Genomic DNA, 22,558 nt, shown 5'->3' with positions numbered 1-22,558 from the left:
GGATGAAAGCCCATACAGATTCGGGCGGCCGGGGATACGCTCGACGATGTGCACGCGCACCGTCGCCTCCGTGCGCTGCAGGTCATACTGCGGGCGCGGCTGAGCGCAGGCCGCGAGGCACAGGCCCAGCAGCGCTATGAAAATCAGCCTCATAGCGCTACCAGTTCCTCAGATCGCCTAGGCGGACCCGGACGATGTTGTTGTTATCGACGACCTTTACCCCTCGGTTGGTCATCGTCGTTCTGCCCTGCCCGGGGACCACGCCATTCATTTCAAATTCGCCAGTGACGAAGTTGATCCGAACCCCCTGCTGGCCCGCCACATAGTTACCCGACTGCAGCACCCCGGTGACGATCAGGTTCACGATGTCCGCCTGTTTGATCACAGCCGAATTCATGAACACCTGGCCGCCCTCGACCACAAACGGCGTGGTGGTCACTCCGTTGAGCGTGTTGAGCAGGGCAAACCGGTTGGCCTCGACCAGGAACTGCGACTGCAGTCCGCCGGGGCCGTTCTCGATGCCCAGGCCGACCCCGGCATAGACGTACTCGCCGTTCTGGTTGACCTGCATCTTGACCGACCACATGGCGGACAGGTCGCCCTCAAGGTCTGCGACAACCTGGCTCGTCTCCTCGACCACCGCCCGGATGTCCTCACCGAGCGTCGCCTCAAGCGTCGATATCTGCTCAGCCAGAGCCGATGTTTCGGACACCCTGACACGCTGCTCTTGGCTGATGGCCGCCTGGGCGTACCAGCCGTCCAGCGCATCAGCCTTTTCGCCATCTGCTCGGCTGGGCCGCGCTGACGCCCGCATCGCGGAAATGCTCTCGCCCTGAGCGGTGACCACACCATCGAGCTCGTCGATGTCCGCGGTGTTCTGCTGCACCTGAACAACCACACCGTTGGCGTCCTCGACAACTTGGCCAACATCCAGCCAGTAGTTGGCATTCGGGGGCGGAGTGTCCGTCGGCACATCGACCAGCGCCTGGTACAGACGCCTGCCGCCCGGCCCGCCGCGCACGGTCTCACCAGGTGAGTATTCCTCGTCCGGGTCGTATGCCAGGGCGTCGACCGCCTCCTCGATCGCGCTGCTGATCCGCTCGTTGACCGAGCCCGGGCCGTCGCCGGAGATTTTGCCGATTTCCTCCTGCAGGTGCTGGCCGAGTTCGGTCTCGCTGATCTGGCCGGCGAGGTAATCCAGAATCTCGTCGGCATCCGCGCTGGATTGGCCGTATACCCAGTCCGTCCAGGGGCCGATGTTGCCGGTGCGGTCTACCAGGCGGGCTCGGAAGTAGAACACCTGAGCCGCCCTCAGGCCGGACATGGTGTGGTTGTCCAGCGGATAGGCGTAGTCGCCCAGGTGCTGTGCATCCTGCTCGGACGGCTGGGTGTTGTACTGGATCTCGGTGCGCAGCGTGTCCTCGGCACCGGCCGGGAAGCCCCAGCGCAGATCGATGCCGAAGATGATGCCGGTGGCATTGAGGAAAGCAGGTGTCGGCGGGACGCCCTGTTTCCCGTCCAGTTCGATGCTGTCGCTGTAACCCCAGGGGCTGGCCACATCCAGGCTGTTCAGAGCCCGCACGCGGATCAGGTAGGTGCCGGCATAGATGCCGACCACATCCAGCTCCGTGCCGCCCACTCGCCCGGCATACACCCAGGCGCCATCCCCTCGCCGCCATTCCACATCGTAGCGAGTGGCGCCTTCTGCAGGATCCCAGATGACGGTCATGGTGGTGACCGCCATGGTCTGCTCGAGCATGGTGCTGCTGATCGCCCGGATGTTCTCCGGCGCAGCCTGTACGCTCGATGGAATGGAGGTGATCGGCCGCTGACTGATGATCGCGCCATTGTCGACCGCCGCGTGCTTGCCCTCGACGTACTTGCTGGCGGTGATCGCGTATTCCAGCGGACCAGACTCGCTGATGCTGACGATCCGGTACCGCTGCGCTGCGAGCGTCTGCGATTCCCAGGCCCACACGCTGTGCGCGACCGGTGCCGCATCGAACTGAGGCGACACCGTGATTTCATTGCCGTCCACACCGGAAATGACCCGGGTCTGGGCGGCCCCATTCGGCAGAATGCACGTCAGTTCATCCCCGATCTGGGCGTCGGCGATCTGATCTACGGTGATGACCGACCGGGTAGCCGCTGATACGCGACCACCGATGCGCCGGCCCGCCCGGTCGTTGTCCGCTACCCGGATGATCTGCCCGGGGCGCGCGCGGATGCCGTCCAGCCCCACCGAGAACGAAACCGTTTCGGTCTCCAGCAGGTTGGTCAGCAGCGCCCATTTGCCGGCCCGCTGCGCCTGACCCTGTGAGGTGCAGCCCAGCGCCATGATTTCCGTGGTCTGTACGCCGAAGCGGGCAACAGCATCCTCATCCTGCACATACTCGACTTTAGCTCGGTACATATCGGCCGGGTCGTTCCAGCTGACCAGCGCTGCGCTGTACCGAGTGCTGCGCTTGCTCCCTTTGTAGCTGAATTTGCCGCCTATCACGTTCCCGTTGGTGTAGGTGTACACCGGGTCGGCTGGCATATCCGCGGAGACGAAAGCCTGGCCAGCGCCCCAGTACGTGATGCCGCGGAAGATCGCGGCAATGTCCTGGAGGGTTTTGTAGGCATCGGCCCGCTTTTGCAGGTACAAGTTGCAGACGAACCGGGGCTCCATGCCGCCCTTGCCGTCCGGGACCAGTTCATCGCAATACCGGGCGATCTGGTACAGACCCCATTTATCCACCTGGGTGGCATCCACCCGGTCACCCAGGCCATAGCGCGGGTGCAGCAGCAGGTCGTAATACACCCAGGCCGGGTTGTTGCTGTACGCAGGCTTGAAGGTGCCATCCCAGACACCGGTGTACGTGCGGGTCGCCGGGTCGTAGTTGCTCGGGACGCGAACGATGCGCCCGCGCATGTGGTATCCGCGCTTTGGCACCGAGCCGCCGAATGTCTCCGCGTCAAACGAGACGCCCACCAGAGCGGAATTGGGATACCGGAACTTGGCGTCGATGATCTCGGTGATCGACTTCAGGTTTGTCGTATCGGCGATGGCCGAAGACGCGCTGTTGGGCGTCAGCCGGCGAACGCGGACCTGCCACCCACCAGCCGGGCGCCCTTCCAGATCGACGCGGACCGAGCGCTCATAGCCGCCCGCGGTCTTGCCGTCGAACGCACCTTTGAGCACTTCCACGAACGGACCGGCACCCTCAGCCACGTCGATGGCATATTCGATGCGATAACCGTTGGTGTCGCCGTTCTCCGTGTTCTGCCGAGCCAGCCGCGGCAGCGCGAAATTGATCCGCACCGCTGACAGATCCAGATTGGTGATGGACCTGACCCAAGGCGCATCCGAGCGCAGCTCGATGCCCAGGGAGATCTCGTTCTCTACCTGCGGGAAGCCGGCCAGGTACGACTGGTCTTGAGTACCGGTGCGCTGCTCCCAGCGGAAGTCGGTGAACGAGTCTGAAGGGGTCTCGTCCAGGTAGATCGATGCGGCACCGTTAACCAGCCCCTCGATCTCCCCTTCGGAGATCAGATCGATCAGGCGCGCATAGGCAATGCTGACCAGGCTGTCGGGTGCCTCCCGAGGCGGACGCTGCTTCTTGCTGCCACCCTTGGCGCCTTTGATCATCGCGGTCATGCCCTGTCCTCGGCGTAAACGCCACCTGAAATCACTGCCGAACCGACGATCAATTCGCCGTAGAGAAGAGGCACAGGGTTGCCCTGGGCCTCGGTGTTCACCGCGCCGTTGAACGCGTAGCTGGGGTTGTTGGCCGCTGAGTCTGCGGACGCGGTGCCCTGTGGCTGCGGGGAAAGCATCATCAGTGCGCCGCCGATGGCCATGCCGGCACCCATCATCATCATCGCCGGCCCCCAGGTTGCGCCGCCGGTGAAGAAGCCCGCGGCAATCAGCACCACGCCCGTCACGACTGCGAAGATCCCGCCACTCTTTGCACCTGCTGGCACCGGGGCGATGCGGATGTCATCGTTACCGGATGGGTGGGCCAACTGATCCATCTGCAGGTTGTCTGTGCCGTAGAACACGGCATATCCGCCGGGCGCATTGAGCAGGTAGGACTCGAACCCGGGCAGCAGAACGCACAGCGCCCGGGAGGCTTCGGCGGCGTTGGCCACTGCCAGCCGGTGGACGCGGCCGAACTTCGCCCCAAGCTTTCCGTACAACCTAATCGTCTTGAGTTTCATGTCGCCAAACGCTCACTGTTTTTTCCAGCCAATAGCCGCCGTACGGGTCGCGCTTGGAGTCGCGCCCGTACAGGTGGTGGAGGATTGATTGGGGAGCCGGGTAGTGCTCTGGCTCGGTGGCCAGCACCCCGGTTTCGAGATAGATCCCGGCGTGGTTCGGTACCGGCGAGCGGATTTGCATCAAAACAACGTCGCCGTGACGCGGGGCCGTGACAGCCCGGAACCCCGCCTTGGGCAGCAGCTCCCGGTAGTAGTCCTTGCCCTGATCCCACCAGCCGTCCTCTCGGTCGTAGGTGCCGAGGTCAATGCCCATCTCGCGCTGATAGAAGTCGAGGATGATCGACAGGCAGTCATGCACCCCATGGACGAACTCACGCCCGATCAGCGGCGCTTGCCAGCCTACTGGCTTGATCCAGACGTGCTTCCCGGCCTTGCCCTGCTCCACCGGGATGATTGCCCAGGGCAAGCCTGATTCCTCGCAGCCGATCCTGTCCGCAACGCTCGGCGCCGCTGGGTAGTCCGGGTGGCTGTGGATGACCGCCTGTACCTCACCGGCGCGCATGGCGGCCTTGTAATCCGCTGGGTCGATGACGAAATGCTCGTCCGGGGTCTGGGCTGCGTTTCTGCAAGGCCAGTACTTGCCGTCTACCAGAAGCCCACAGCTCTCGCGCGGATACTCCCGCTCGGCATGACGCTTCGCGGCGACGGGTAATCTCATGGTTTTCACCCACAAAAAAGCCCGCACGAGGCGGGCCTGGAAGGATCGAGATGCGGTTACCTGGTGAGGGCGGCTGCAGGAAATCCGCCAAACGGGAGCTCACCGTTCTCGCCGAATCGCAACTTGCAGCTCTGAAGCCGCTTGCCGCATTTGTCGCGGGCCGCATCTGTAGTGATGATGTCGAACTCATCGGCCACCGGCGGACCGGTGTAGCTGCACTCGGCTGATCGGTACCGCCAAGGGCAGTGGTTCGCGATAATCGGCCGGCGCGGCAGCTGCACGCCTTGGAAATCCATGGCGCTGGCCAGCTCGAACTCGACTGATTCCGCGTTTTCGCCAGTCTTCTGCTCGATGAACCAGATTTCCGGCGGAAACTCTTCATCCGGATCTGCTTCAGGCGCGCCGTCCAGGTATTTGGCCAGCGTGCGCTTGCGGGTCAGCTTGGCGCCCACCAGGTCATCGAACTGCAGGCAGAGCGCCGTAATGAACCCGCCGACGTTACCTACCCGCAGCTTCGGCGAAGGATTACCGGTACCGCTCATCTCGAAGCCGGAAGCCTCCAACGGCCATGGGTCGTACTGCACACCCTGGAAGCTAATTGCCGCTGCGTCATGGCTATGGAATCGGTAAGTCTCGGCGCCGATGGCCTCGGCATCCAGGATGTACAGGGTTACCACAGAGCCGGGCTCAAGGCGCTGCACGTCAGATGACAGCGTCATGGTGCGTGAACCTCCTCAAAGGTGGCGGACAGCCTGAAGTTGCCCGCGCCTTCGTGTGACAGGCTGTATCCTGCCCGACACTTGAACAGCTTGGTCTGTCCCATAGGTGTCTCCCACTGAAACGCCTTGAAGCCGCCTTGCCTGTCCAAGAACTCGGACATTGCCTTCACCGGCATACCGCTACCGTCAGTCCAGTGACCGGCGGCGGATATGCGCCACGCCTCCTTGCGCGTGTTGATGCCGTCGCCGGCCTCTTGGCTGTAGCCGTCACCGAAGTCGGCGCGCAACGCCTTGAACGCAACGTCGATACTGGTCGCGTTGTCGACCGGGAAATCGAACAGCTCCATTAGCGCCCTCCTCCGTACAAACTCCAGAGCAAGCCGCCGGGGCGGGATTCCTTCTCGATCATGGACATGAAGGTGGCTCGCATTGCCCCGGCTGCCATCTCACCTTGCGCTCGCGTTTCCTCTGGAGACATTCCCGCCTGAGCCTCAATGACCACTTGAGCAGTGAAATTGACTTCCGGCGGGCCGCCGGCTCTCCCGGGCTTCTGCTTGGTGTGGTCGATGATGGTCTCTTGGGGATGGACCATGGCCATGAAGCCGCCCTTGCCGTCCAGTCCGCCGGACCGCGGGCCGTTGCCGGTATAACCGCCGCCGTCGAAGCTCTGGACAGATGCAATATTGCTCACAATGCCGGCGGTCGCCGCAGCCACCGATGCCATCGCCCCCAGGTTGGCCGGCCACGGATTCGCTGCGGCCATCGCAATACCCTGCTGGATAGCAATGATTGACTGCGCAATGGCGGCCGCCTTCTGGACAGCGAACATCGCTCGGTAGATACCGGACTGCTCTCCAGCGAATGTGGAGGCCATGCTTGTGAGGCTGCCGAATAACTGTTCCGTCGATGCCAGCGCCAGCTGAGTACGGGCTTGCTCAAGGTTGGCGAGCTGCGCCTGGTTCTGCTCGTGGATATTCCGAACGCGCTCGGCGTAGACCTCTTCATTGATCGCCTTCGCCTCGAGAAACCCTTGCTGCTTCTCCAGCTCGGTTTGGCGCCATGCTTCCAGCTCAGCAGCCTGCTCCTGCAGCTTGAGAAGTTCGCCTGTGGCACCGCCAAACATCGCATCAATGCCTTGGCTACGCGGCGCTTGGGAAACCCCTTCCACCGTCCCTGGCGCCTGATCAGCGGCAAGCTGTACTTCCCGAATGCGCCTGAGTGTCTCCAGTCGCTGCAAGGCTTCCTGATTGCCCTGTCTCTCGTATTCAGCAATCTTGGCTGCATACTCAAGCTCAAATTGAGCATCGTTGGCGGCGCGCAACTGGCCGGACTCGCGGAGGATTTCAATTCGGCGCTGCTCCTGCTCGGTCAGGTCGCGTTTGGCGTCGAGTTCGCGAGCAAGACCTTCCAGATACTGGATTTGCCGGGTCGCCAACCCCTGCAGGCTGCCGTTCTCGATCTCATAACGAAGCTTTGCAACCTCGCCAGCATCTTCATGCAGATTGATTTCGCGATGCAGGTTGGAGGCGATCGACTGATAGGTGGAGGCCAACCCTTCGAGAGACCGCTTGCGACGATCATCCGCCTCCTCAAGCTCTCTCTTGGCATCGATTTCTCGAGCCATTATGAGAAGCCGCTCTTGCTCAGCCGGGCTGACCTTGATTAAGCCCTCGCGAATCTGGGCCCTTACCTTTTCTTCCTCAGTAATAGCGCCGAGCATCACGAGCTGCTCATTGAGGCGCTTGATGTACGCCTGTCCCTCCTTGGTGCTGGCGTTCTCCTGCTCGGTTGTAGCAGCCCCGAGGACCTCAAGCTGCTCTTTGATGGCAGCGATATTGTCCTGCTTTTGCTGTATCAAGCCACGGGTAATGCCCTTGTTGCCGGCCTCATACAGGCGCTGGAAACGCTTGAGATCCTGCTCCTCGCGGCGCATTACCAATTGCAGCCGCTCAGCGACCTGCTCCACTTCGGCCTTGTTCATCCGGCCGAGGTTTGCGGTTGCACCAGCAAAGCGCTGCTCGGCGATTTCGGCAGTAGTGCGGAGCCGATCCAGGCTACCGCTCAAGCGATCGGTGGAGCGTTTTGCGTCGTCAGCCTTGTCGGAGAAATCGACAAATGACAAGGCAACCGCGCCGACCGTGAAGAGGAGCCCTACAGGGCCACCCAGCAGCCCGAGAAGGCGGCCGCCCACGCCTGTGACGACCCGCATGGCCCCTGCGAGGGTGGCACTGGATGCGGCAGCAGCGGTGTTTGCAGCAGCGGCCGCAGCCGATGCCTTACTCAGTGTGGCGGCAGCTCCGGCAGCAGCTGCCGTTGCTGCAGTGCGCGCACTGGTTGCCGCGGCGACTGCTTGTTCGGACGCAGCCAGGTTGCGGTTCACTGTAGCCAGCCCACTGCTCAGCGCAGCGTATTCGGCAGTTCCCTTGGCGAGCGCGACCTGCAGGGCAAAACGCTGCTGCTCCGCCCGGTTCTGCGCCAAGGTGGCCAGTGCAGCCGCTTCGGTTGCTCGCGCTTTGTTCAGCTCCGCAAGCGCACTGACCTTAGCAGCCTCGGCTTTACGTACCTCAAACGCAGCAGCCTGGGCGGTCAGCTGGTTCGATTTGGCTTGCTGGGCGGCCTGCAGCACCATTGCTGTGGTGCTGGTTGTTATCGCAGTAGCGCCCCGCGCCAGGGCGACATACAGGCCTGTTTCCAGCACCTGAATGACGCCATCCACGTTCTGGGACAGAAACTTGAGCGAATCAGAGTACGCTTCGACACCCTTCGCGAAGGCCGGCTGGGTCGCTTCCCCCAGCTTTACCTGGAAATCCTCCAGATATCGAGTGCTGGAACGCAGCGCCTTCCCTGCGTTATCCAGCGAGGCCTCATAAGCTCCCGCGATATTCGGAGCAGCCTGCAGCACACCATTGGTGCGTGCCTGCACTTTCTCCAGCTCGGTCAGCTCGCTGGCGGTTTTGCCGAGCTGCTGCGCCAGCTCTTCATAGCTGCGCTCGAAGCTGACGTTCAGCCCGATATTGCGCAGCGTCTCGATTTCTGCAGTCTGGATACCTCGCACCAGCCGCTGGAACGCGTCAGACGAGTTCAGGCCGCCGATTACCGCAGCGTCCTGTGCTAGCCGAGCCAGCTCGGTTGCTTTGGCCAGGTCAATGTTCGCCGAGATCATCCGAGCAATGTTGTTGCGCGACTCGATAGCGGAGATCCCGGTGCGCTTGAGCCCATCCTCAAGTGCATCCAGCTCGAGCCGGCTGTACCCGGCGTTTCGGCCCACCACCTCCATTACAATGCCCAGCTCGCCATAGCGTGAGCTCAGCAAGGTGGTTTCTTGAACCAGCTGGCTCACCTTGAGCGTGGCGAAAATGCCAGCGAGGGGGCGCAAGGCCGATTTCAGCGCGCCGGCGGCACCTTCCACCCTCCTTGACTCGACAGCCAGCCCGCGCAGGTCATCGGTGGACCTCTTGACTTGAGTCGAGTCGACAGCGACGACCAACTTCGCATACTCAGTCATCACTATGCTCCATCGGGGTTCTGGGGTTATTTGGCAGGCTTCGCGCCATAGAACTTCGTGCGGTCTGCAGCGACCTGATCAATTGCCGCGGCGATTTGCGGGGCGTTCTTGAGAAACTCGCGTACAGCATCGGGCGTGCACGCCTCCTTGAATGACCACCCGGCAACCAGTGCGACGAGGTCATTCAGGATCACTTCGTCGATGGCTCTTGAGCGCTCCCAGTCGTCCATGTCTTCCGGCAGCTTGCTTACTGCTTGGGATGACTCAAAGCTGGATTTGCGGAACGCATCGGAATCGGTGCCTCGCACCAGCAGCCATTGCCCTGAATCAGAGCCGTCTTCCTTGAGGAGTGGCAGCTTAATGCCGGCGTTGGCCTTCGGGACGGTGTAGAAATCTTCTTTTTTCATGCTTTCCTCTGGGCAATAAAAAACCCGCCGAAGCGGGTCTGTTCCAAATCAGGTGCAGTTAAAGCTTGAGATCCAGAAGGCTCCAATTATCGGTTCCCTTCCGGTTTTGCACTTTCGCGTAATAGGTGGTGCGGATCATCGCTCCGTAGCTGTTTTGCGAGTCAACATAAGCCCAGATTTCATGGACGCAGTCGCCCAGGTAGTTGGAGCGGATACCGTCATTGCGCATCGTAGCTGGAAACTCCGCAGTGCTCGGCGCCTTGAGGGCTCGCTTTACGAAATCCTGTGAGATCCAGAAAGCATCATGCTCGTCTTCACACGTCGCCTGCGCACGCTGCTCGGGCGTCTGGCTTTCGCTGCACCCGGCCTGGCTGGCTAGCAGTACGGCCAATACGGCAATCCTTGAAAATCGCATACCTTCCCTCCCCGAAAAGCTTGAGCATACCAAAGCAGCCGCCGCCATCCCACGACATGCTGCCTGTATGCACAGCCAGTTCCGGACCTAATGGCCTGATGATAGCGTTAAGCGTTTCGTGAAAGCACATCAGCAAGGGAGGCTCTGATGGCCATACGATTCAGGAAGAGCGTAAAAATCATACCCGGTGTCCGGGTAAACTTCGGCAAGAAAGGAATCAGCACCTCCATTGGGGTGCGCGGAGCAACCGTTAACCTGAGTAAGCGTGGCACAAGAGTTACCGCTAGCATACCTGGCACCGGTTTGTCCGCGACTCACCTGTATAAGCCTGCCGGGAGAAGACGGGTTTCGGCGCCGCCTCGCGAATATTCTCCAATAGAAAGAACCATCGCTGCGATAGCGGTTGAGATTCTGGCCATCTGTTTGTGGGTAAGTTTTTCCGGCGCGATTTCGTTCTTTGCTGCACTCACCGCATTCGTTATTCCCCTTGTTCTCCTCGCTCAGCTGATCAGAAAGCTACGGGAGCATGCGGCTGCGTCGAAAGAGTTGGCCCAACTCGCTCGGGAGCGCGTTGAGATCGAAGCAAACGCTGCTCGAGTTCAGGCTCTGATCAATGATCAACCAGTAAAACCTGGAAGGCATTGGACCGAAATTGTCAGGGAGCATGATGCACAGCGCAAACCCGGGCGCACGCCTATTCGGCAGAGCTGCTCCTCTAGCGGCGTCGCAAAGGTCGCAGGTAAACCGACCTATGAATACGCAGCACAAAGCAAGAACGATCTGGATGTCATGTTGAAGTGCTGCAAAGCTGAGTCCGACACCTATTGGGGCCAGCCGGAAGGCGATCGAGCCTGCGCCGCGCCATTTTATTTTGAGCGTGCCGCCATCCTCCATCGCAAGGCCAAAGACTACGCTAGCGAGATAGACATCTGCGCTCAATGGCAAGCAATTGTTGATGATTACCGGATTCAAACCAGAGGCAAGTCTAGCCAGGCGGCATTGGTGCATCAGAGCGCCCGCTCACAAGCGATACTTGCCAGACTTCCGAAGGCGAGGGAGCTGCTGAGAAGGCAAGAGGCTCGTCGAGCCCCTGCGCTTAAAAAAAATGAAAACGGCCAAGCATGAGCTAAGCCGCGACGATCATTGTGCAGCCACCCGATCCTCAGCCGAGGCCAGTCGCCGCATCAAGTCGATCTCGTGTGGCTTGAGCCTGCGCCCGTGCAAATCGGCCCATGCTTTCAGCTCGGCCAGCGAATCTATCGGCCTGGCCGAGCAATACCACTGCCAGATATAGGCGACCTCATCCGGTAGCGGCGGGCCATCCAGCCTGGCCGGCCGTTTGCCGGTCTTCTTGGCTATCGCTTCCAGCTGGGCTCGAATGGTGATGCGCTTGTCCGGCCCTTTCTTCGGCTTTGGCCCGGCCGGCTTCAGCAGCCCCAGCTGATGCTCGGCGAACGCAATCAGTCCTTCGCTGAGCTCGCCGAGCCTTTCCGAAAAAAACGCTTGCGATCCGACGCGAAGTTGTCGGCCTCGATAGCCAGGTGCGGCGCTTCACGAAACAGCTCTTCGACTGCCTCGGGCGTAAGCTCCGCCTCAAAAGACCAGCCTGCCACCAGCGCGCAGTGCAGCTTCAGCCCAGCCTGCCGGTTCTTCTCGGCCCGCTCCGCTTCATCCTCGATCGCTACGTTGGCCAGAACCGCCCTCCGGTGCTCGTCCATGGCCGCGCGGAACTCATCCGAGTCAATGCCCCGGATCAGCAGCCATTCATCGGTGGGCGTGCCATCAGGGAGCGAGAGCGGCATGCGCTCGCCCTCGTTCGCCTTGTTACGGGTGAAAAAGTCGCTCGGCTTCATGCTGCAATCCGTGTGATGGTGATCTCGGTATCCAGCGTCGGGTCGTTAAACGCTCGGAAGTCGTAGTTCTGAATGATCGGGTCGTCGCCGCTACCTTCTTCGGTGGCGGTGGTGAGTTTGGCCTGGGTCATGCTGATCTGGTACGAGTTGTCACCGTCGGTCAACGTCACTACCAACGGGGTCTTGGTCTCGCCCAGGTACTTGGCCCTGAGCCGGTCATCCTCGATGTAAGCAGACAGGCTGCCGCTCAGGTTGATGCGGCCCAGCTTCACGTCATACGGGTCACGGCTGAACAGGCGGTAGATAGCCTCCATGCCGTTGTCCAGGTTGATGTTCAGGGCGGTCGCGTGGTTCAGCCCGGTACCGCCTTCCAGCAGATCACCTTCGAAGGTGGTCATCATCACGGTTTCGGTAGGCTCGGCCAGGGACTCGGCGCCGGAGTCGAAGGCGTAGATCTCTTCCTTCTTGCCGATCATCGAGAAGGTGACGCCGATCTTGCCCTGCAGCGGGCAGTCGATGGCCACGCTACCGGCTTCGCAGCCGCGATAGATCAGCCAGCGGCCAATGTCCGCGTTGTGCTTCAGGATGGCGAAGCTGCGGCGGGTGCTGCCGGTGCGGAGCGTGTCGCTCTCCCAGGTGCCGTGGAAAGCGGCTTCCAGCAGCATGTCGAAAGTCCCGAACGTCAGCTCGGCTTCCAGATCGCCGGTGACACTGGCGGCGCCGCGGCGTGATTCGGCGGTGTGGCGGCCGGGCAGCTTCTCGTCAGACTCCAGCTCTTCGAAGGTTTGCGACAGCCCGTTATTGATCAGGCGCAGGGGCTGCCAGGGGGTGGCCGGGTCCAGGGCGCCGTCCGGGCCTTCCAGTTTGATGTAGCTGTCTTCGTTGACGCCTTGTGCGTAAGCCATTTTTCGATCTCCAGAAATGAAAAAACCCGCACAAGGCGGGCAAGCGGATGCTGCGGGTGGGTTACTGGGGGAACGTCCAAGCCATGTAGTGAACGTCGACGCTCACTGACTGCCAGAGCTCTTCCGTCCTGATCTGGCTGCGCTGGGATTTGCGGATCTTCACGACCTGTCCGTCGTACTCAAGCCGGCGACCCTTGTTGAAGTACTGCAGCACCCACTGGGCATCCCCCAGAATTGGGGCAGTGCCGGTGCCCTTCGGATGGAACAGATCAATCTGCAGGATGCCCAGGCGCTCGTCGGGTGCATGCCGGCCGAGGCCTGCCGGGTCGTTCGAGCTTGGCAGGTCGGTGATCCGCGCCCAGCTTTGGCCGGCCACTGGTGTGAATCCGACCCCTTCGAAGGCCGTGCGCTCCCGGGGCATCACCCCGCAGGCCAGGTAGGCAGACACCAGCGCGGCGTTGATCTTGATTTCGCTCATGCCGCGTCCAGCCCCAGAGTTAGCTGTAGCTGGCGGCGCCAGTGGTCGACATCGCGCTCAAGGGCTGGCTTTGCCCATCGGAACTTGGCCAACTCCCTGCCGCTCAGACTGGCGACATCCTTGGCATCGGAAAGCCGCTTGCAGGCTCGGTCGAACTGCTGCTTCTCCGTGAGCTCGCCGCGCAGCAGTGCGTCAATATGTAGGTCACACCAGACAGCAAAGTCTGGCGATATCCAGCGAGCGAAAGCGACGGATAGTTTCGGGTGGAGCCAAGTACCCCCACCGCGCCCGCGCCGGGCCTGAATCAAATCCCCCTTTTTCGGGGTATTTAAATGTCGCATCAGGGCGCTGATATATTCCTGTGTTTCTTGGGTCGCCAACCACTTATCGACCCTCCGCCCCTCACGGGTGGCTATATCAGTAGCATTGATCCAGCCATCGCTATTGAATCGTACCGGCCGGCCCTGATAGTGAAAGGGGATGATATTGCTCATCACAGTTTCCTCATGAAAAAGAGTCCTGTTGCCCAGAAACATCAGCCCCACAGAGCAACAGCTGATGCTCTCCAGGACTCTTTCTGATGAGGACTCCGTGGTTTCGCGCCGGGCATGGCGCATAAAAAACCCCGCTCGATGGCGGGGCTCTGGTGCTCTTGGGGTTAAACCCTGTTCTTGCGGATGGCCGCGTCGACCATCTTCTGGACCCGGTCCATGTTTTTGCGGACCATGCCTTCCGGCGCCTGCCTGGACGTGCCCTGCTCCAAATTCATGATGTACGGCACGTTGTTTGCCAGATAGGTCACCTGACCGGCTCCGGGCGGCGTATTGCGCTCCACCTCTGCCAGCGGCTCAGCTGCCGTCTTGTCCAGTCGCTTGTTATCGCCCTTCGGGGCGCTGCCGACGCCGGTTTGCCAGCCGCCTCTCGCCCGGCCCGTGTCCACCGGCGTGGCACGGATCACCCCACTGAACAGCTCAAGAGTGGCCACCCGGGCAATCGTGTTGTGCGCGGTGGTCGTCTTGGTGATGAACCGCTGCATATCACCTGAAAAGCTCATCAGCGCCTCACTTGCAGCTCGTACGCCAGCAGGTCACCGGTGGGATTGATGGTCTGGATGGAAATGACCTTCCAGAGCTGGCCTGCTGCGGTCACCTTCGTTTCCAAGGTCGGCGCCCAGTCGAGCGGCTTCATTGCTCCAGTGATGTCCACATCCTGCATGGCCGGCAGGAACAGCTTCTTGTCGTCCCGCAAGATCTGTGTGCCGTCGGCGAACTGGGTACCGGACGACTGCAGGTTGTAGTTGTCGAGGATGGCCCGGGCCAGCTGGGTCTTGATTTCACCCGGCGTGGTCACACCGGTTACCGGGTCGTAGCCGCCCGGCGTTGAGACTTCCAGCGTCACCAGGTCGCCGATTTCAGCAACCACCGCAGCCGCCTCGGCCATGCCGTCGAGGATTTCAGCGCGTAGGCTCATGTCAGACCCTCCTGAGCATCATGGTGCCGGTCCGCCGAGTCCAGGGCGCCAGCAGCGCCAGCGCAAACGACTCGCCGGATGTGGTCGGCTTGGAGCCCTTGGCGAAGGTCTTGGCGGTGGTGACCGGCCCGGCGGTGACGCTTGTGCTCACCACCTCGCGATCCTCTGCAGCGAAGATTCGCCCCGCTGCAGCTTCCTTTGCGATCTGTGCCCCGGCCAGCTTGACCTCATTCGGGGTCGGCTCGGGCACAGGTCGCGTAATCTTGGCCGTCAACCAGGCATTGGCCATGGTCACGGCAAGTGTCTCATCACCGCCGCCGGCCCAGCCAGGACCAAGCAGGGTGTTTACATCGGCTGCGGTGATGAAGTCGGTCATGCATCAGTCCTCGGTTTTCGGCTCGGTCTCGCCGCCATCCTGCTGCGGGATCAGGCCTTGCAGCTCTTCCTTCTTCGCGGAGGGGTCGAACTCGATTCCCTGCTCGGTCAGCCACTCTTTCAGGTCCGCCACTTTCATCTTGTGGGGATCGGTTTCGTCGCCATCCTGCTTGCCTGCGCCCTGCTTGCTGCCACTGACGGCAATGCCGGCACGCTCGTAGGCCTCAGCCACGCCGGGGAAGTCACCCTCGATCTCAACAGCTGTCGCGCCGCTGATAACGCCGAGGAATTTGGTGCGGTAGCACACGCCGCGCTCGTTGCCCGGCTGGTCGGTATAAACGACTTTCATGATCTATCTCCTGGGGAGTTGAGCCGTCCCTGGCTCGAGTGTGGGTTAGCCGCCAGCCGCGGTACCGCTGATGACGGCGGCGAACGGAACCTGCTTGCGGTCGAAGACGCGCTCCCAGTTCGCCGCGCTGGCGTACTGAGCGGCAGTCGGGGAAGCGTTCTGCGCGTTCGCGCCTTTCCAGCTGAAGCCGGCTGGCTGCAGGATGTAGGTCTTGCGCTCCCACAGCACCTCGGCGCCGCCACCGTTACCACCGGAGGGCTTACGCTCTAGCTCTACCGGCATTTTCGGGGTGCCTTCGCCGTAGCCGAAAGCGCCATTGCCGAAGAACACCGACAGGTACTGGCCCGGCGCGTAGGTCAGGCTGTCGTCCATGAAGACCGGTTTGCCCAGGTAGGTGGCCAGAATGATTCGGCCTTCGGAGTCGCGCAGATACTCGATCAGGTCCTGCTTGACCATTTGGTTCATGACCACCGAGTGCACGCCAATGGCGCCGAACTGGTCAGCCGCATCGCCGGCGGTGAAAGCGGCATCCTGGAATGCTTCAGCACTGATGCTGGCACCGGCGTCAATCACCATGTCTCCATCGTTGTTCGCGATGTTGGAGGCGATGATGCCGCGGGCGGCGCCCAGGGTGTAGCGCTGCCACTGGCGGGTCCAGTAGGTGCCGAAGCGGTTGCGGATGTGCTGCATGGGCTCGCTGTTCGCCAGCTCAGCAGTCAAGTCAGCCACGCCGTAACCTTTGTTCAGGTACAGCACGCGGGCAGTCATGCTCGCCTGGCTGGCCTTGCCGACTTCACCCAGGTCATCCGGGTCGTCGTTGGAGATGTTGGGCGCCTCGTCGGCGTCCAGGTCCTGCCAGTAGCTCACCTCGGCAGTGCCTTGGCTGCCATTGGCAATGGCGTCCAGCACAGGCGAGCGGGTGATGATGCCGGAGTCGTAGACAGCGGTCTTCTCCGGGCTGTTAACCGGCTCCAGGGTCGCGTAGTAATCGCCGACGAAGATGTCGGAAAGCTGAGTAGTTGCCATGGGTTATGTTCCTTTGGTGGCCAGAAGTTTCTTGAACGCTTCGGGGTTGTCCCGGGCCAGCGCAGCGCGCTCGGTCTCGGTGTAATCACCCCATTTCTTTGTGGCCTTGCCACCGTTGTCGCCGGTCGGACCGGCACCCTGAGCCCTTGGCCAGAGGTGAGGTGCTGCTTCACGCAGCGATTCCGCCCACTCGAGCGGGTTCAGCGGGGTTTTGCCGTCCTTGCCGTAGATGACCTGGCCATCTGCGTCGACAGCGACTGCCTCGCCGTTTTCGTCGAGGGTGAACGTGCCCCGGGCGCGGAGGATGATGTCCTCGGATGCCTCGGGCAGTGCCCCAGCCTTCAATGCGGCAGCACGGATGGAATCAGCCAGCACCTTGTCGCTGAAGCGCTTGGCAAAGGCCTCAGCCTTGTCCGCGCGCTCCTGCTCAGCCTTGAGCTGCTTCTCCATGTCGTTGCGCAGCCGCTCGGTGCGCTTGGTGACCACCTCGTCCAGCTTGCCCTCGGCAATCAGGCGGGTCTCTTCGTCCTGGTTGGCGCGCTGCAGCAAACCCTTGACCGCCTCGATGTCCAAGCCTTCGAACTGCCCTTTCAGGCCGTCCAGCTCGGTCTTGGTGGTTTTCAGGCTGCCCAGCAGCTCCTGATTCTTCGATTTCAGACCGGAGACTTCTTTGTCCAAGTATTCCTGAACCTGACCGCCGAGCGCCTCCTTGAGGGCCGCGGCTTTTTCGTCGTCCAGTCCAAGTGCTGCTGCATCAAATTCAAATGGCATTGCGATCCCCTCGGGAGTGTTGCGCCTGCCTTGCAGGCATAAAAAAACCCGCACGATGGCGGGCCAGAAATGAAAAGCCCCGACCGGAGTCAGGGCTACTGAATAGTCATGCTTAACTTGTCTGGTTTTCTCTGTAGTGGCATATCAGTGCATGAAGCGTTTCTGCCGCGATAGCCACCTCAAATTGACGTGTTGTCGACTCGACAATGGCCTTTGCTTTTAACTGGTCTTGGCCACTCTGTTCATACATCTCGAATAGCTTAACAACCAGCCGCGGATAAAAATATTGTGAAAACTGCTCTCCATACACCATTCGTTTGGGCAGCCTCTCGCTACCAGGGACTAGGTTGCTGGGCTGCAGAACATGCGGCTCCCCATCTATCTGAAACACTACGCTAGTCACCACTATCGGGCGCTTACCAGTGGAAGTAACCGTTAAACCGAGCAGAGGATGAGGATTATCAGAATGAAGGAGAGTTCTCACCTGAAGCCTCAAATTTTCTGAGTCTTCGGCTTCGCGTCGCGCCGAAATCCGAATGGTTGCAAATACGGCAGCCAAAGCCCCTATCCCAGACACCCATCCGCCAATTGCTGCCAGCGTCGGCACGGTTACGCTCAAGAACATCTCAACGCTTCCCGCAGAGGCTCCCAACGACGCCCCTAGTGCGAATGCCAGGCATGCGATCAAGATCGAAGCTAAGGAGGCGGCGAAAACAACAATCATGAAGCCCGGCTCCGGATCAACACAACACCACCCTCTGTCCCTTCATGAAGCAACCCGCACACAGTATCTGCCTGGTGCCACCCTGGGCCTTGCCGTTCTTGAAGATCATGCCGACCTTGGTCTCGATGACCTCAGCGCCGCCGCACCGGTGGCACGTCAGCAGGTGGGCCGCCGCCGGGTTGTCCTTGCGGGCCTTCTTGAGCTTGTCAGTGTTCGTCTGCTCGGGCGAGCCTTCGATCACGTGGAGTGGTGGCTTTTTGGTCATGCCGCCAGCATACCAGCTTTTTCGAAGGCATCCGCGTCCCGCTTGCGCAGCTCGTCCAGGGTGTAGACCTTGCCGCGCTGATCCGTGAAGCGGTCCACATTCAGGCCGCCATCGCGGAACAGCTTGCCGCGCTCGGGCCCCAGCACTTCGTCTTGGAATGCCGCCGGCTTGGACTTGAGCCACTGGCCATAGCTGATATCGCCAGCGACCTGTCCGTCCATGCTCGCCTGGGTGCCCGGGTCGATCTCGGACTTGCTCAGGCCCAGCGCCTCCCATGCCGACTTCAGCACCGGCACGGCCGTGCTGCGGCATCCCCAATGCCGGGGCGGCTGCGGGCCGGTACCCAGCTTGAACGTCTTGCCGGACAGGCTGGCGCAGGTCAATGTGGTGCGCCCGTCGAGCGTTGCGACAAACTCCCACTCACTGATCAGATCAGCATTGGCCTCGAACATCGCCTGCCGCGCATAGTTGGCCGTGTGGTTGACCGCGGTTCGCACCAGCGCCTCGGCACCGCGCCTGTCGACTTCCATCAGGCCGTCGGCATAACCCAGCGCCCGGGTTCCGCGCAGCCGGCGCACCATCTGATCGATGGTCAGGCCCTCAATGAAGCCCATGCGGATGGTGTCGCGGATCCGGTACGCCCGTGCCTGCTCGATGCCTGTCAGCGCCTCCCGCAGCAGCTTGCCTTGGAATGGCCTGGCCATGGCCGCTGCGTGCGCTTGCGATGCCGTGACAGTGTTCAGTGACAATTTCTCAGCCACCGCCGCGGGCAGCGCAGACTGGATCGCCCTGTGTTGCCAGCTCGCCTCGTAGCCTGCCAGCTCCATCAGAGCCCGGTCCAGCTCCTCGCCGGCGTCGCGGTATACGTCGGCATTGAGCCGCTGCACGCTTACAAGCAGCTGATCCAGCCGCTGCACAGTGAACGCCTCCCGGGGCAGCCGTTCCAGCGCCTCGGTCAGCTGGCGATACAGGTCAGCATCGACGCGATTCAGCAGAGCGATGATCTTCCGGGCTACGCCACCGCCGTACCGCTGCAGGTAGATCTGGTGGCCGATGGCGAGGTCAGAAAGTCGATCATTCGCGCTCGCCATTGTTCAGCCCCTCAAGACCGAGGCCGCCCAGTGCAGGCCCCTGCTGCTGGATAAGCTCCAGTTCTGCCTGCCAATCACGATCAGGCAGCCTGCCGGTGCTGATGTACAGCCAGAACGAATCGTGGCTGACGATGCCGGCCTGGGCCGCGGTCAGCAGCTGCGCCGCCAGCTGGGCGTCAACCCCGACAGAGGTGAAGTCCGGCTTGACCGTGAACGATACCAGCTTTTCGTCGAATCCCAGCCAGTCGGCAAGGTAGCGCAGACCCTGCTCTATTCCCTCAGCAGCGGTGATGACCATGCTATGCAGCGTGGCATGCTGATCATTCTGGCGTGCCTTGCGGGCCTCGCCGGATTCGCTGCCGCCGATATCCATTACCTTCGCGCCAGCCTCGAGGGCGGCGTTCTTCTGGTCATCCATGGCCTGGCGAACGGCCTCGATGCCGGCGCCCTGGAACTCCAGGTAACCGCATGAGCCGTTGGGTCCGAGATCCCAGGCTGCAGAGGGGCCGGTGACCGATAGTTCGACATCACCTTCCAGTCCCGATACCCACGGCTGCGGGTGGCTGGTCTGGTGCAGCGCCGTGAAATAGTCGGCACTCAATTGGTACGACTTCAGCGCCGCGCGCGCCATGCTCAGCAGCGGCACCTCGTCCACGTCAGGGCTGTTGTCGGTCGAGCCGCAGTAGATGATCGGCAGATAGCCCAGGCCTTTGACGAGGCGCTGGTCCGCACCAGTGGTACCCAGCGGCCGCTCTTCTTCGAGCACCTCTTCCTTATCGTTCACCACCTCGGTGTGGCAGATGCCATCACGCATGCGGTAGATGCGATATACCGGCTCGCAGTCGTGACCGAACTCGTCGCTGTCGTCCTTCTCTCGGAATTCGCGGAACACGGCCAGCACCAGGTCCTGCCGCCCGCTCTGACTGGCAATCTTCCAGTTGATGGCGTTGACTGCCGCATAGGTCGAGAAGTACGGCAGACCGTTGTCGTCGATGTTCGCCACCAGCGGCGCCCGGCCATGGGACACGATCTGGCGCACCACACGGAAGAACAGCTGCTTCAGGCCGAAGCCGTCGGCGGTGGCGTTCTCCAGCATGCCCTGCATGCCGCTGGGCAGCTCGATCTCCGGCTGCAGGCGCGATACCAGGCCCATCATGGAGCGCAGACTGTCTCGGACCCAGTGTTCGTACTGAGCCCGGGCCACATAGCCCTCGTACAGGTACCGGTTACCCTCCCCGTCCTGCTTTTCCGCCTCGACCATGCCGCTCGGCTTGGGCAGGTTGCGCGGATTCGCCTTGATCGCCTGCTCGCCGTCCAGAGCGGCGTCCATCAGCTCCCATTCAGGCAGGTGACGATCATAGTCAGGGTTGGTGGATTGCACCGGCATTATGTAAGTCCTCGGATGCGGCGGGTGCCGGCTATCTGGTTTCTGATCGGCCACTCACGATCCACGCAGTAACCAATGGCGGTCGTGATGTGCTGATACTTGTTCTTGTCGTCTTCCTGAAATGACGAGCCATCCTTCAGCTGGACGGTGGCCAGGCCTTTGTCACACCAAGGCGCCGTCACCGGATTCACGAACAGGCTGCGGTGGCCGTCGGCAGTGCAGATCTTGGCCCGGACGGCATTCTGCCTGTCCTTGATCGCCGGGTGGGCCGGCCTGACCTTGCGGGTGTAGGTCCAGCCATTGGCCTTCAACACACCCTCAATGTCGGTGTAGTCCGATGCGTGACCATGCTTCTCGCCGGCCTTGCCAGCGGGGTCACCGTAGATCAGCACATGCTTGTTCTGGTGGTTCTGGAATTTCTCGACGAACTCCAGCGCTGACTGGCGTGACACTGCGCTGGTCAGGACGATCTCATCCAGCAGGTACAGGTCGTTCCCATCCTTGCCGCGGCGCACACCCACAGCCGACGACAGGGGCGTGTAGTTCTGGTCATGCATCCACAGCAGCTGCTCATGCGGCTGGATGCGCTCCCGGGTGTGGTTCGCCTTGCTGTAATCCTCGTAGATCCGCCCGGCGGCTGTCTCGAAGCTGGCCTCGAACTCTTGCTTGAACTGCTTGGCCGACATGGCGCGCTTCATTGCGGCGATCACGTCATCCGGCAGGATCTCTGCAGACTTCCAGTGGAACACGGCAAAGTTCGGGTCTTCACCGGTCTCTGCTTTCTGGCACAAGTCGTAATAGTGGTTCAGGCCGTCCGGCACACCCAGCAGCCAGCACCAGGCGCGGTAATCCGGCCTGGTCGGGTTGACGGTGTTCAGCGCCGGGAGAATGTTGGCCTCCCATGCGTCCGACTTCACATCAGCGAACTCGTCTATGCCGCCACCGGTCCAGGGGATGCCCTCAATGCGCTGGGGCTTATCAAGCCCGATGACATGAATCTCACTGCCGTTCGGCATGAAGATGATCCGGTCTGACTCGCTGGGCCGCTTCTTGTGCATGCAGGACAGCGTGAAAGCCTTCAGGTCATCCCAGAAGATTTTCTTCGCCTGGTCGTGGGTCGGCGCTGCAGCGAAGTAGATGCCCGGGTAGGCATTGGCCTGCTTGACCAGAAACCGCTTGAAGCGCTCAGTCTTGCCGCTACGCCGACCAGCCGGCACCAAGGGGAATCTCACACCGCCGGGCACAGCATCCAGCAGGGCCAGCTGTACAGGGTGGTCTTTCAGCGGATACCAGCGCGCCAGCTGCCGGTCCAATATCAGGTTTCCGGTGCTCATGACGGTAGTTTCGCGATCAGGTCCGACAGCAGGTCAGTCATGTCAGCAGCAGGGCCAGACTTGCTGGCAATGTCTGCACGCTTGGCCTCAAGGTCACCAATTCGACCAAGCAGGCGGTTGATGATGTCCTCATAGGGACGCCGGCGACGCTGGACAGTGGTTGTCCGGCGCGACTGCTCTGAGGGCTCATCGCCAGGCTCCAGCTCGCCGCCGGGCTCAGAGGCGTTGATGCTTTCAAGGTCGAGGTCGAGACCGTCGACAGCCTCCGCCTTCTGCTGGGCAATCATCGCCCGGCGCAGCTGGAGATGAGCAACCTTGATCGCATGGTCCAGATTGCCGATCTCAATGTCATCCCACAGCGCCTTCTCGTCCTCGCCTATCGCGTCAGAGTAGATGCCGTGGGTCCGGGCGTTCTGATTCCCTTTTGGCGCGCCGGTACTGGCGCCGCCATGCTTTCGGCAGCGGCCATTGGGCATTGCATGGGCTTTGCAAGGCTGGCCACTGCGCGTCTTTGCGCCGCAATGGGCCATACAGACCTCACAGGGTTACATGGGGTTGTTTTG

General features: G+C 61.5%; 26 protein-coding genes. 1 reads left to right on the top strand and 25 read right to left on the bottom strand.

Features of this window, described 5'->3' with window-relative positions; genetic code table 11:
• Nucleotides 1–157 precede the first annotated feature (157 nt).
• Genes IEW63_RS12405 through IEW63_RS12370 form a run of 8 tightly spaced genes read right to left on the bottom strand, consistent with a single transcriptional unit; the run spans nt 158 to nt 9,967 of the window.
• Nucleotides 158–3,640 (bottom strand): TipJ family phage tail tip protein, encoded by a 3,483-nt coding sequence (locus IEW63_RS12405; protein ID WP_188636949.1) that lies wholly within the window; start codon nt 3,638–3,640, stop codon nt 158–160.
• A complete protein-coding gene (locus tag IEW63_RS12400) occupies nt 3,637–4,203 on the bottom strand; it encodes a tail assembly protein (protein ID WP_188636948.1) in 567 nt (188 codons plus the stop codon). Before IEW63_RS12400 ends, IEW63_RS12405 begins: the two co-directional genes overlap by 4 nt.
• Nucleotides 4,184–4,921: a C40 family peptidase gene (locus IEW63_RS12395; protein WP_188636947.1), complete on the bottom strand. Its 738-nt coding sequence runs from the start codon at nt 4,919–4,921 to the stop codon at nt 4,184–4,186. The genes IEW63_RS12400 and IEW63_RS12395 overlap by 20 nt, the downstream gene beginning before the upstream one ends.
• Before the next feature lie 56 nt (nt 4,922–4,977).
• Complete coding sequence (locus IEW63_RS12390; protein WP_188636946.1) at nt 4,978–5,640, bottom strand: phage minor tail protein L; 663 nt, start codon at nt 5,638–5,640, stop codon at nt 4,978–4,980.
• The gene (locus IEW63_RS12385; RefSeq protein WP_188636945.1) at nt 5,637–5,987 is read right to left on the bottom strand and encodes a phage tail protein; all 351 of its coding nucleotides are present in this window, start codon (nt 5,985–5,987) and stop codon (nt 5,637–5,639) included. The genes IEW63_RS12390 and IEW63_RS12385 overlap by 4 nt, the downstream gene beginning before the upstream one ends.
• Entirely contained in the window at nt 5,987–9,145 is a 3,159-nt protein-coding gene (locus IEW63_RS12380) for a hypothetical protein (RefSeq protein WP_188636944.1), read from the bottom strand. Before IEW63_RS12380 ends, IEW63_RS12385 begins: the two co-directional genes overlap by 1 nt.
• 26 nt (nt 9,146–9,171) lie before the next feature.
• Nucleotides 9,172–9,552: a hypothetical protein gene (locus IEW63_RS12375; RefSeq protein WP_188636943.1), complete on the bottom strand. Its 381-nt coding sequence runs from the start codon at nt 9,550–9,552 to the stop codon at nt 9,172–9,174.
• Between the two features lie 58 nt (nt 9,553–9,610).
• Nucleotides 9,611–9,967, bottom strand: coding sequence for a hypothetical protein (locus IEW63_RS12370; protein WP_229710505.1), 357 nt, complete (start codon nt 9,965–9,967; stop codon nt 9,611–9,613).
• A gap of 147 nt (nt 9,968–10,114) precedes the next feature.
• Here IEW63_RS12370 and IEW63_RS12365 point away from each other — a divergent pair, with 147 nt between their 5' ends.
• Nucleotides 10,115–11,092, top strand: coding sequence for a DUF4236 domain-containing protein (locus tag IEW63_RS12365; protein ID WP_188636941.1), 978 nt, complete (start codon nt 10,115–10,117; stop codon nt 11,090–11,092).
• A gap of 15 nt (nt 11,093–11,107) precedes the next feature.
• On the opposite strand, the gene IEW63_RS14790 is transcribed toward IEW63_RS12365, so the two are convergent.
• From IEW63_RS14790 to IEW63_RS12285, 17 genes are all read right to left on the bottom strand, one after another.
• Nucleotides 11,108–11,326, bottom strand: coding sequence for a phage tail assembly chaperone (locus tag IEW63_RS14790; RefSeq protein WP_444542580.1), 219 nt, complete (start codon nt 11,324–11,326; stop codon nt 11,108–11,110).
• Between the two features lie 101 nt (nt 11,327–11,427).
• Nucleotides 11,428–11,820, bottom strand: a complete 393-nt coding sequence (locus tag IEW63_RS12360) for a phage tail assembly chaperone (protein WP_188636940.1) — start codon at nt 11,818–11,820, stop codon at nt 11,428–11,430.
• Nucleotides 11,817–12,725, bottom strand: a complete 909-nt coding sequence (locus tag IEW63_RS12355) for a phage tail tube protein (RefSeq protein ID WP_188636939.1) — start codon at nt 12,723–12,725, stop codon at nt 11,817–11,819. Before IEW63_RS12355 ends, IEW63_RS12360 begins: the two co-directional genes overlap by 4 nt.
• 61 nt (nt 12,726–12,786) lie before the next feature.
• The gene (locus IEW63_RS12350) at nt 12,787–13,203 is read right to left on the bottom strand and encodes a phage tail terminator-like protein (protein ID WP_188636938.1); all 417 of its coding nucleotides are present in this window, start codon (nt 13,201–13,203) and stop codon (nt 12,787–12,789) included.
• On the bottom strand, nt 13,200–13,697 hold the full coding sequence (locus IEW63_RS12345; protein WP_188636937.1) for a KilA-N domain-containing protein: 498 nt from the start codon (nt 13,695–13,697) through the stop codon (nt 13,200–13,202). The genes IEW63_RS12350 and IEW63_RS12345 overlap by 4 nt, the downstream gene beginning before the upstream one ends.
• Nucleotides 13,698–13,861: 164 nt before the next feature.
• On the bottom strand, nt 13,862–14,257 hold the full coding sequence (locus tag IEW63_RS12340) for a hypothetical protein (protein WP_188636936.1): 396 nt from the start codon (nt 14,255–14,257) through the stop codon (nt 13,862–13,864).
• Complete coding sequence (locus tag IEW63_RS12335) at nt 14,257–14,673, bottom strand: hypothetical protein (RefSeq protein WP_188636935.1); 417 nt, start codon at nt 14,671–14,673, stop codon at nt 14,257–14,259. Before IEW63_RS12335 ends, IEW63_RS12340 begins: the two co-directional genes overlap by 1 nt.
• Before the next feature lies 1 nt (nt 14,674).
• Nucleotides 14,675–15,049, bottom strand: a complete 375-nt coding sequence (locus IEW63_RS12330) for a hypothetical protein (protein WP_188636934.1) — start codon at nt 15,047–15,049, stop codon at nt 14,675–14,677.
• A 3-nt stretch (nt 15,050–15,052) separates the two neighbouring features.
• Nucleotides 15,053–15,397 (bottom strand): HeH/LEM domain-containing protein, encoded by a 345-nt coding sequence (locus tag IEW63_RS12325; RefSeq protein ID WP_188636933.1) that lies wholly within the window; start codon nt 15,395–15,397, stop codon nt 15,053–15,055.
• A gap of 45 nt (nt 15,398–15,442) precedes the next feature.
• Nucleotides 15,443–16,423, bottom strand: a complete 981-nt coding sequence (locus tag IEW63_RS12320) for a major capsid protein (protein WP_188636932.1) — start codon at nt 16,421–16,423, stop codon at nt 15,443–15,445.
• Between the two features lie 3 nt (nt 16,424–16,426).
• Nucleotides 16,427–17,194 carry a hypothetical protein gene (locus tag IEW63_RS12315; RefSeq protein ID WP_188636931.1) on the bottom strand — a complete coding sequence of 256 codons (768 nt, stop codon included), beginning with the start codon at nt 17,192–17,194 and terminating at the stop codon, nt 16,427–16,429.
• A gap of 112 nt (nt 17,195–17,306) precedes the next feature.
• Entirely contained in the window at nt 17,307–17,918 is a 612-nt protein-coding gene (locus IEW63_RS12310) for a hypothetical protein (protein ID WP_188636930.1), read from the bottom strand.
• Between the two features lie 16 nt (nt 17,919–17,934).
• Nucleotides 17,935–18,183, bottom strand: coding sequence for a hypothetical protein (locus IEW63_RS12305; protein WP_188636929.1), 249 nt, complete (start codon nt 18,181–18,183; stop codon nt 17,935–17,937).
• On the bottom strand, nt 18,180–19,274 hold the full coding sequence (locus IEW63_RS12300) for a minor capsid protein (RefSeq protein WP_188636928.1): 1,095 nt from the start codon (nt 19,272–19,274) through the stop codon (nt 18,180–18,182). The genes IEW63_RS12305 and IEW63_RS12300 overlap by 4 nt, the downstream gene beginning before the upstream one ends.
• Entirely contained in the window at nt 19,258–20,661 is a 1,404-nt protein-coding gene (locus IEW63_RS12295; RefSeq protein WP_188636927.1) for a DUF4055 domain-containing protein, read from the bottom strand. The genes IEW63_RS12300 and IEW63_RS12295 overlap by 17 nt, the downstream gene beginning before the upstream one ends.
• Nucleotides 20,661–21,995, bottom strand: a complete 1,335-nt coding sequence (locus tag IEW63_RS12290) for a terminase large subunit domain-containing protein (protein ID WP_188636926.1) — start codon at nt 21,993–21,995, stop codon at nt 20,661–20,663. Before IEW63_RS12290 ends, IEW63_RS12295 begins: the two co-directional genes overlap by 1 nt.
• On the bottom strand, nt 21,992–22,525 hold the full coding sequence (locus tag IEW63_RS12285) for an HGGxSTG domain-containing protein (protein ID WP_272872596.1): 534 nt from the start codon (nt 22,523–22,525) through the stop codon (nt 21,992–21,994). The genes IEW63_RS12290 and IEW63_RS12285 overlap by 4 nt, the downstream gene beginning before the upstream one ends.
• Between the last annotated feature and the right edge of the window lie 33 nt (nt 22,526–22,558).

The organism is Halopseudomonas pertucinogena, assembly GCF_014646575.1.
Taxonomy (GTDB): domain Bacteria; phylum Pseudomonadota; class Gammaproteobacteria; order Pseudomonadales; family Pseudomonadaceae; genus Halopseudomonas; species Halopseudomonas pertucinogena.
The sequence above is the reverse complement of the archived record's forward strand: the minus strand, read 5'-3'. Positions and strand labels throughout refer to the sequence as shown.

Bases quoted from the DNA above. Each gene is read 5' to 3' on its own strand.
- IEW63_RS12405 (WP_188636949.1), bottom strand. From the start codon at position 3,640: ATGACCGCGATGATCAAAGGCGCCAAGGGTGGCAGCAAGAAGCAGCGT.
- IEW63_RS12400 (WP_188636948.1), bottom strand. From the start codon at position 4,203: ATGAAACTCAAGACGATTAGGTTGTACGGAAAGCTTGGGGCGAAGTTC.
- IEW63_RS12395 (WP_188636947.1), bottom strand. From the start codon at position 4,921: ATGAGATTACCCGTCGCCGCGAAGCGTCATGCCGAGCGGGAGTATCCG.
- IEW63_RS12390 (WP_188636946.1), bottom strand. From the start codon at position 5,640: ATGACGCTGTCATCTGACGTGCAGCGCCTTGAGCCCGGCTCTGTGGTA.
- IEW63_RS12385 (WP_188636945.1), bottom strand. From the start codon at position 5,987: ATGGAGCTGTTCGATTTCCCGGTCGACAACGCGACCAGTATCGACGTT.
- IEW63_RS12380 (WP_188636944.1), bottom strand. From the start codon at position 9,145: ATGACTGAGTATGCGAAGTTGGTCGTCGCTGTCGACTCGACTCAAGTC.
- IEW63_RS12375 (WP_188636943.1), bottom strand. From the start codon at position 9,552: ATGAAAAAAGAAGATTTCTACACCGTCCCGAAGGCCAACGCCGGCATT.
- IEW63_RS12370 (WP_229710505.1), bottom strand. From the start codon at position 9,967: ATGCGATTTTCAAGGATTGCCGTATTGGCCGTACTGCTAGCCAGCCAG.
- IEW63_RS12365 (WP_188636941.1), top strand. From the start codon at position 10,115: ATGGCCATACGATTCAGGAAGAGCGTAAAAATCATACCCGGTGTCCGG.
- IEW63_RS12360 (WP_188636940.1), bottom strand. From the start codon at position 11,820: ATGAAGCCGAGCGACTTTTTCACCCGTAACAAGGCGAACGAGGGCGAG.
- IEW63_RS12355 (WP_188636939.1), bottom strand. From the start codon at position 12,725: ATGGCTTACGCACAAGGCGTCAACGAAGACAGCTACATCAAACTGGAA.
- IEW63_RS12350 (WP_188636938.1), bottom strand. From the start codon at position 13,203: ATGAGCGAAATCAAGATCAACGCCGCGCTGGTGTCTGCCTACCTGGCC.
- IEW63_RS12345 (WP_188636937.1), bottom strand. From the start codon at position 13,697: ATGAGCAATATCATCCCCTTTCACTATCAGGGCCGGCCGGTACGATTC.
- IEW63_RS12340 (WP_188636936.1), bottom strand. From the start codon at position 14,257: ATGAGCTTTTCAGGTGATATGCAGCGGTTCATCACCAAGACGACCACC.
- IEW63_RS12335 (WP_188636935.1), bottom strand. From the start codon at position 14,673: ATGAGCCTACGCGCTGAAATCCTCGACGGCATGGCCGAGGCGGCTGCG.
- IEW63_RS12330 (WP_188636934.1), bottom strand. From the start codon at position 15,049: ATGACCGACTTCATCACCGCAGCCGATGTAAACACCCTGCTTGGTCCT.
- IEW63_RS12325 (WP_188636933.1), bottom strand. From the start codon at position 15,397: ATGAAAGTCGTTTATACCGACCAGCCGGGCAACGAGCGCGGCGTGTGC.
- IEW63_RS12320 (WP_188636932.1), bottom strand. From the start codon at position 16,423: ATGGCAACTACTCAGCTTTCCGACATCTTCGTCGGCGATTACTACGCG.
- IEW63_RS12315 (WP_188636931.1), bottom strand. From the start codon at position 17,194: ATGCCATTTGAATTTGATGCAGCAGCACTTGGACTGGACGACGAAAAA.
- IEW63_RS12310 (WP_188636930.1), bottom strand. From the start codon at position 17,918: ATGATTGTTGTTTTCGCCGCCTCCTTAGCTTCGATCTTGATCGCATGC.
- IEW63_RS12305 (WP_188636929.1), bottom strand. From the start codon at position 18,183: ATGACCAAAAAGCCACCACTCCACGTGATCGAAGGCTCGCCCGAGCAG.
- IEW63_RS12300 (WP_188636928.1), bottom strand. From the start codon at position 19,274: ATGGCGAGCGCGAATGATCGACTTTCTGACCTCGCCATCGGCCACCAG.
- IEW63_RS12295 (WP_188636927.1), bottom strand. From the start codon at position 20,661: ATGCCGGTGCAATCCACCAACCCTGACTATGATCGTCACCTGCCTGAA.
- IEW63_RS12290 (WP_188636926.1), bottom strand. From the start codon at position 21,995: ATGAGCACCGGAAACCTGATATTGGACCGGCAGCTGGCGCGCTGGTAT.
- IEW63_RS12285 (WP_272872596.1), bottom strand. From the start codon at position 22,525: ATGGCCCATTGCGGCGCAAAGACGCGCAGTGGCCAGCCTTGCAAAGCC.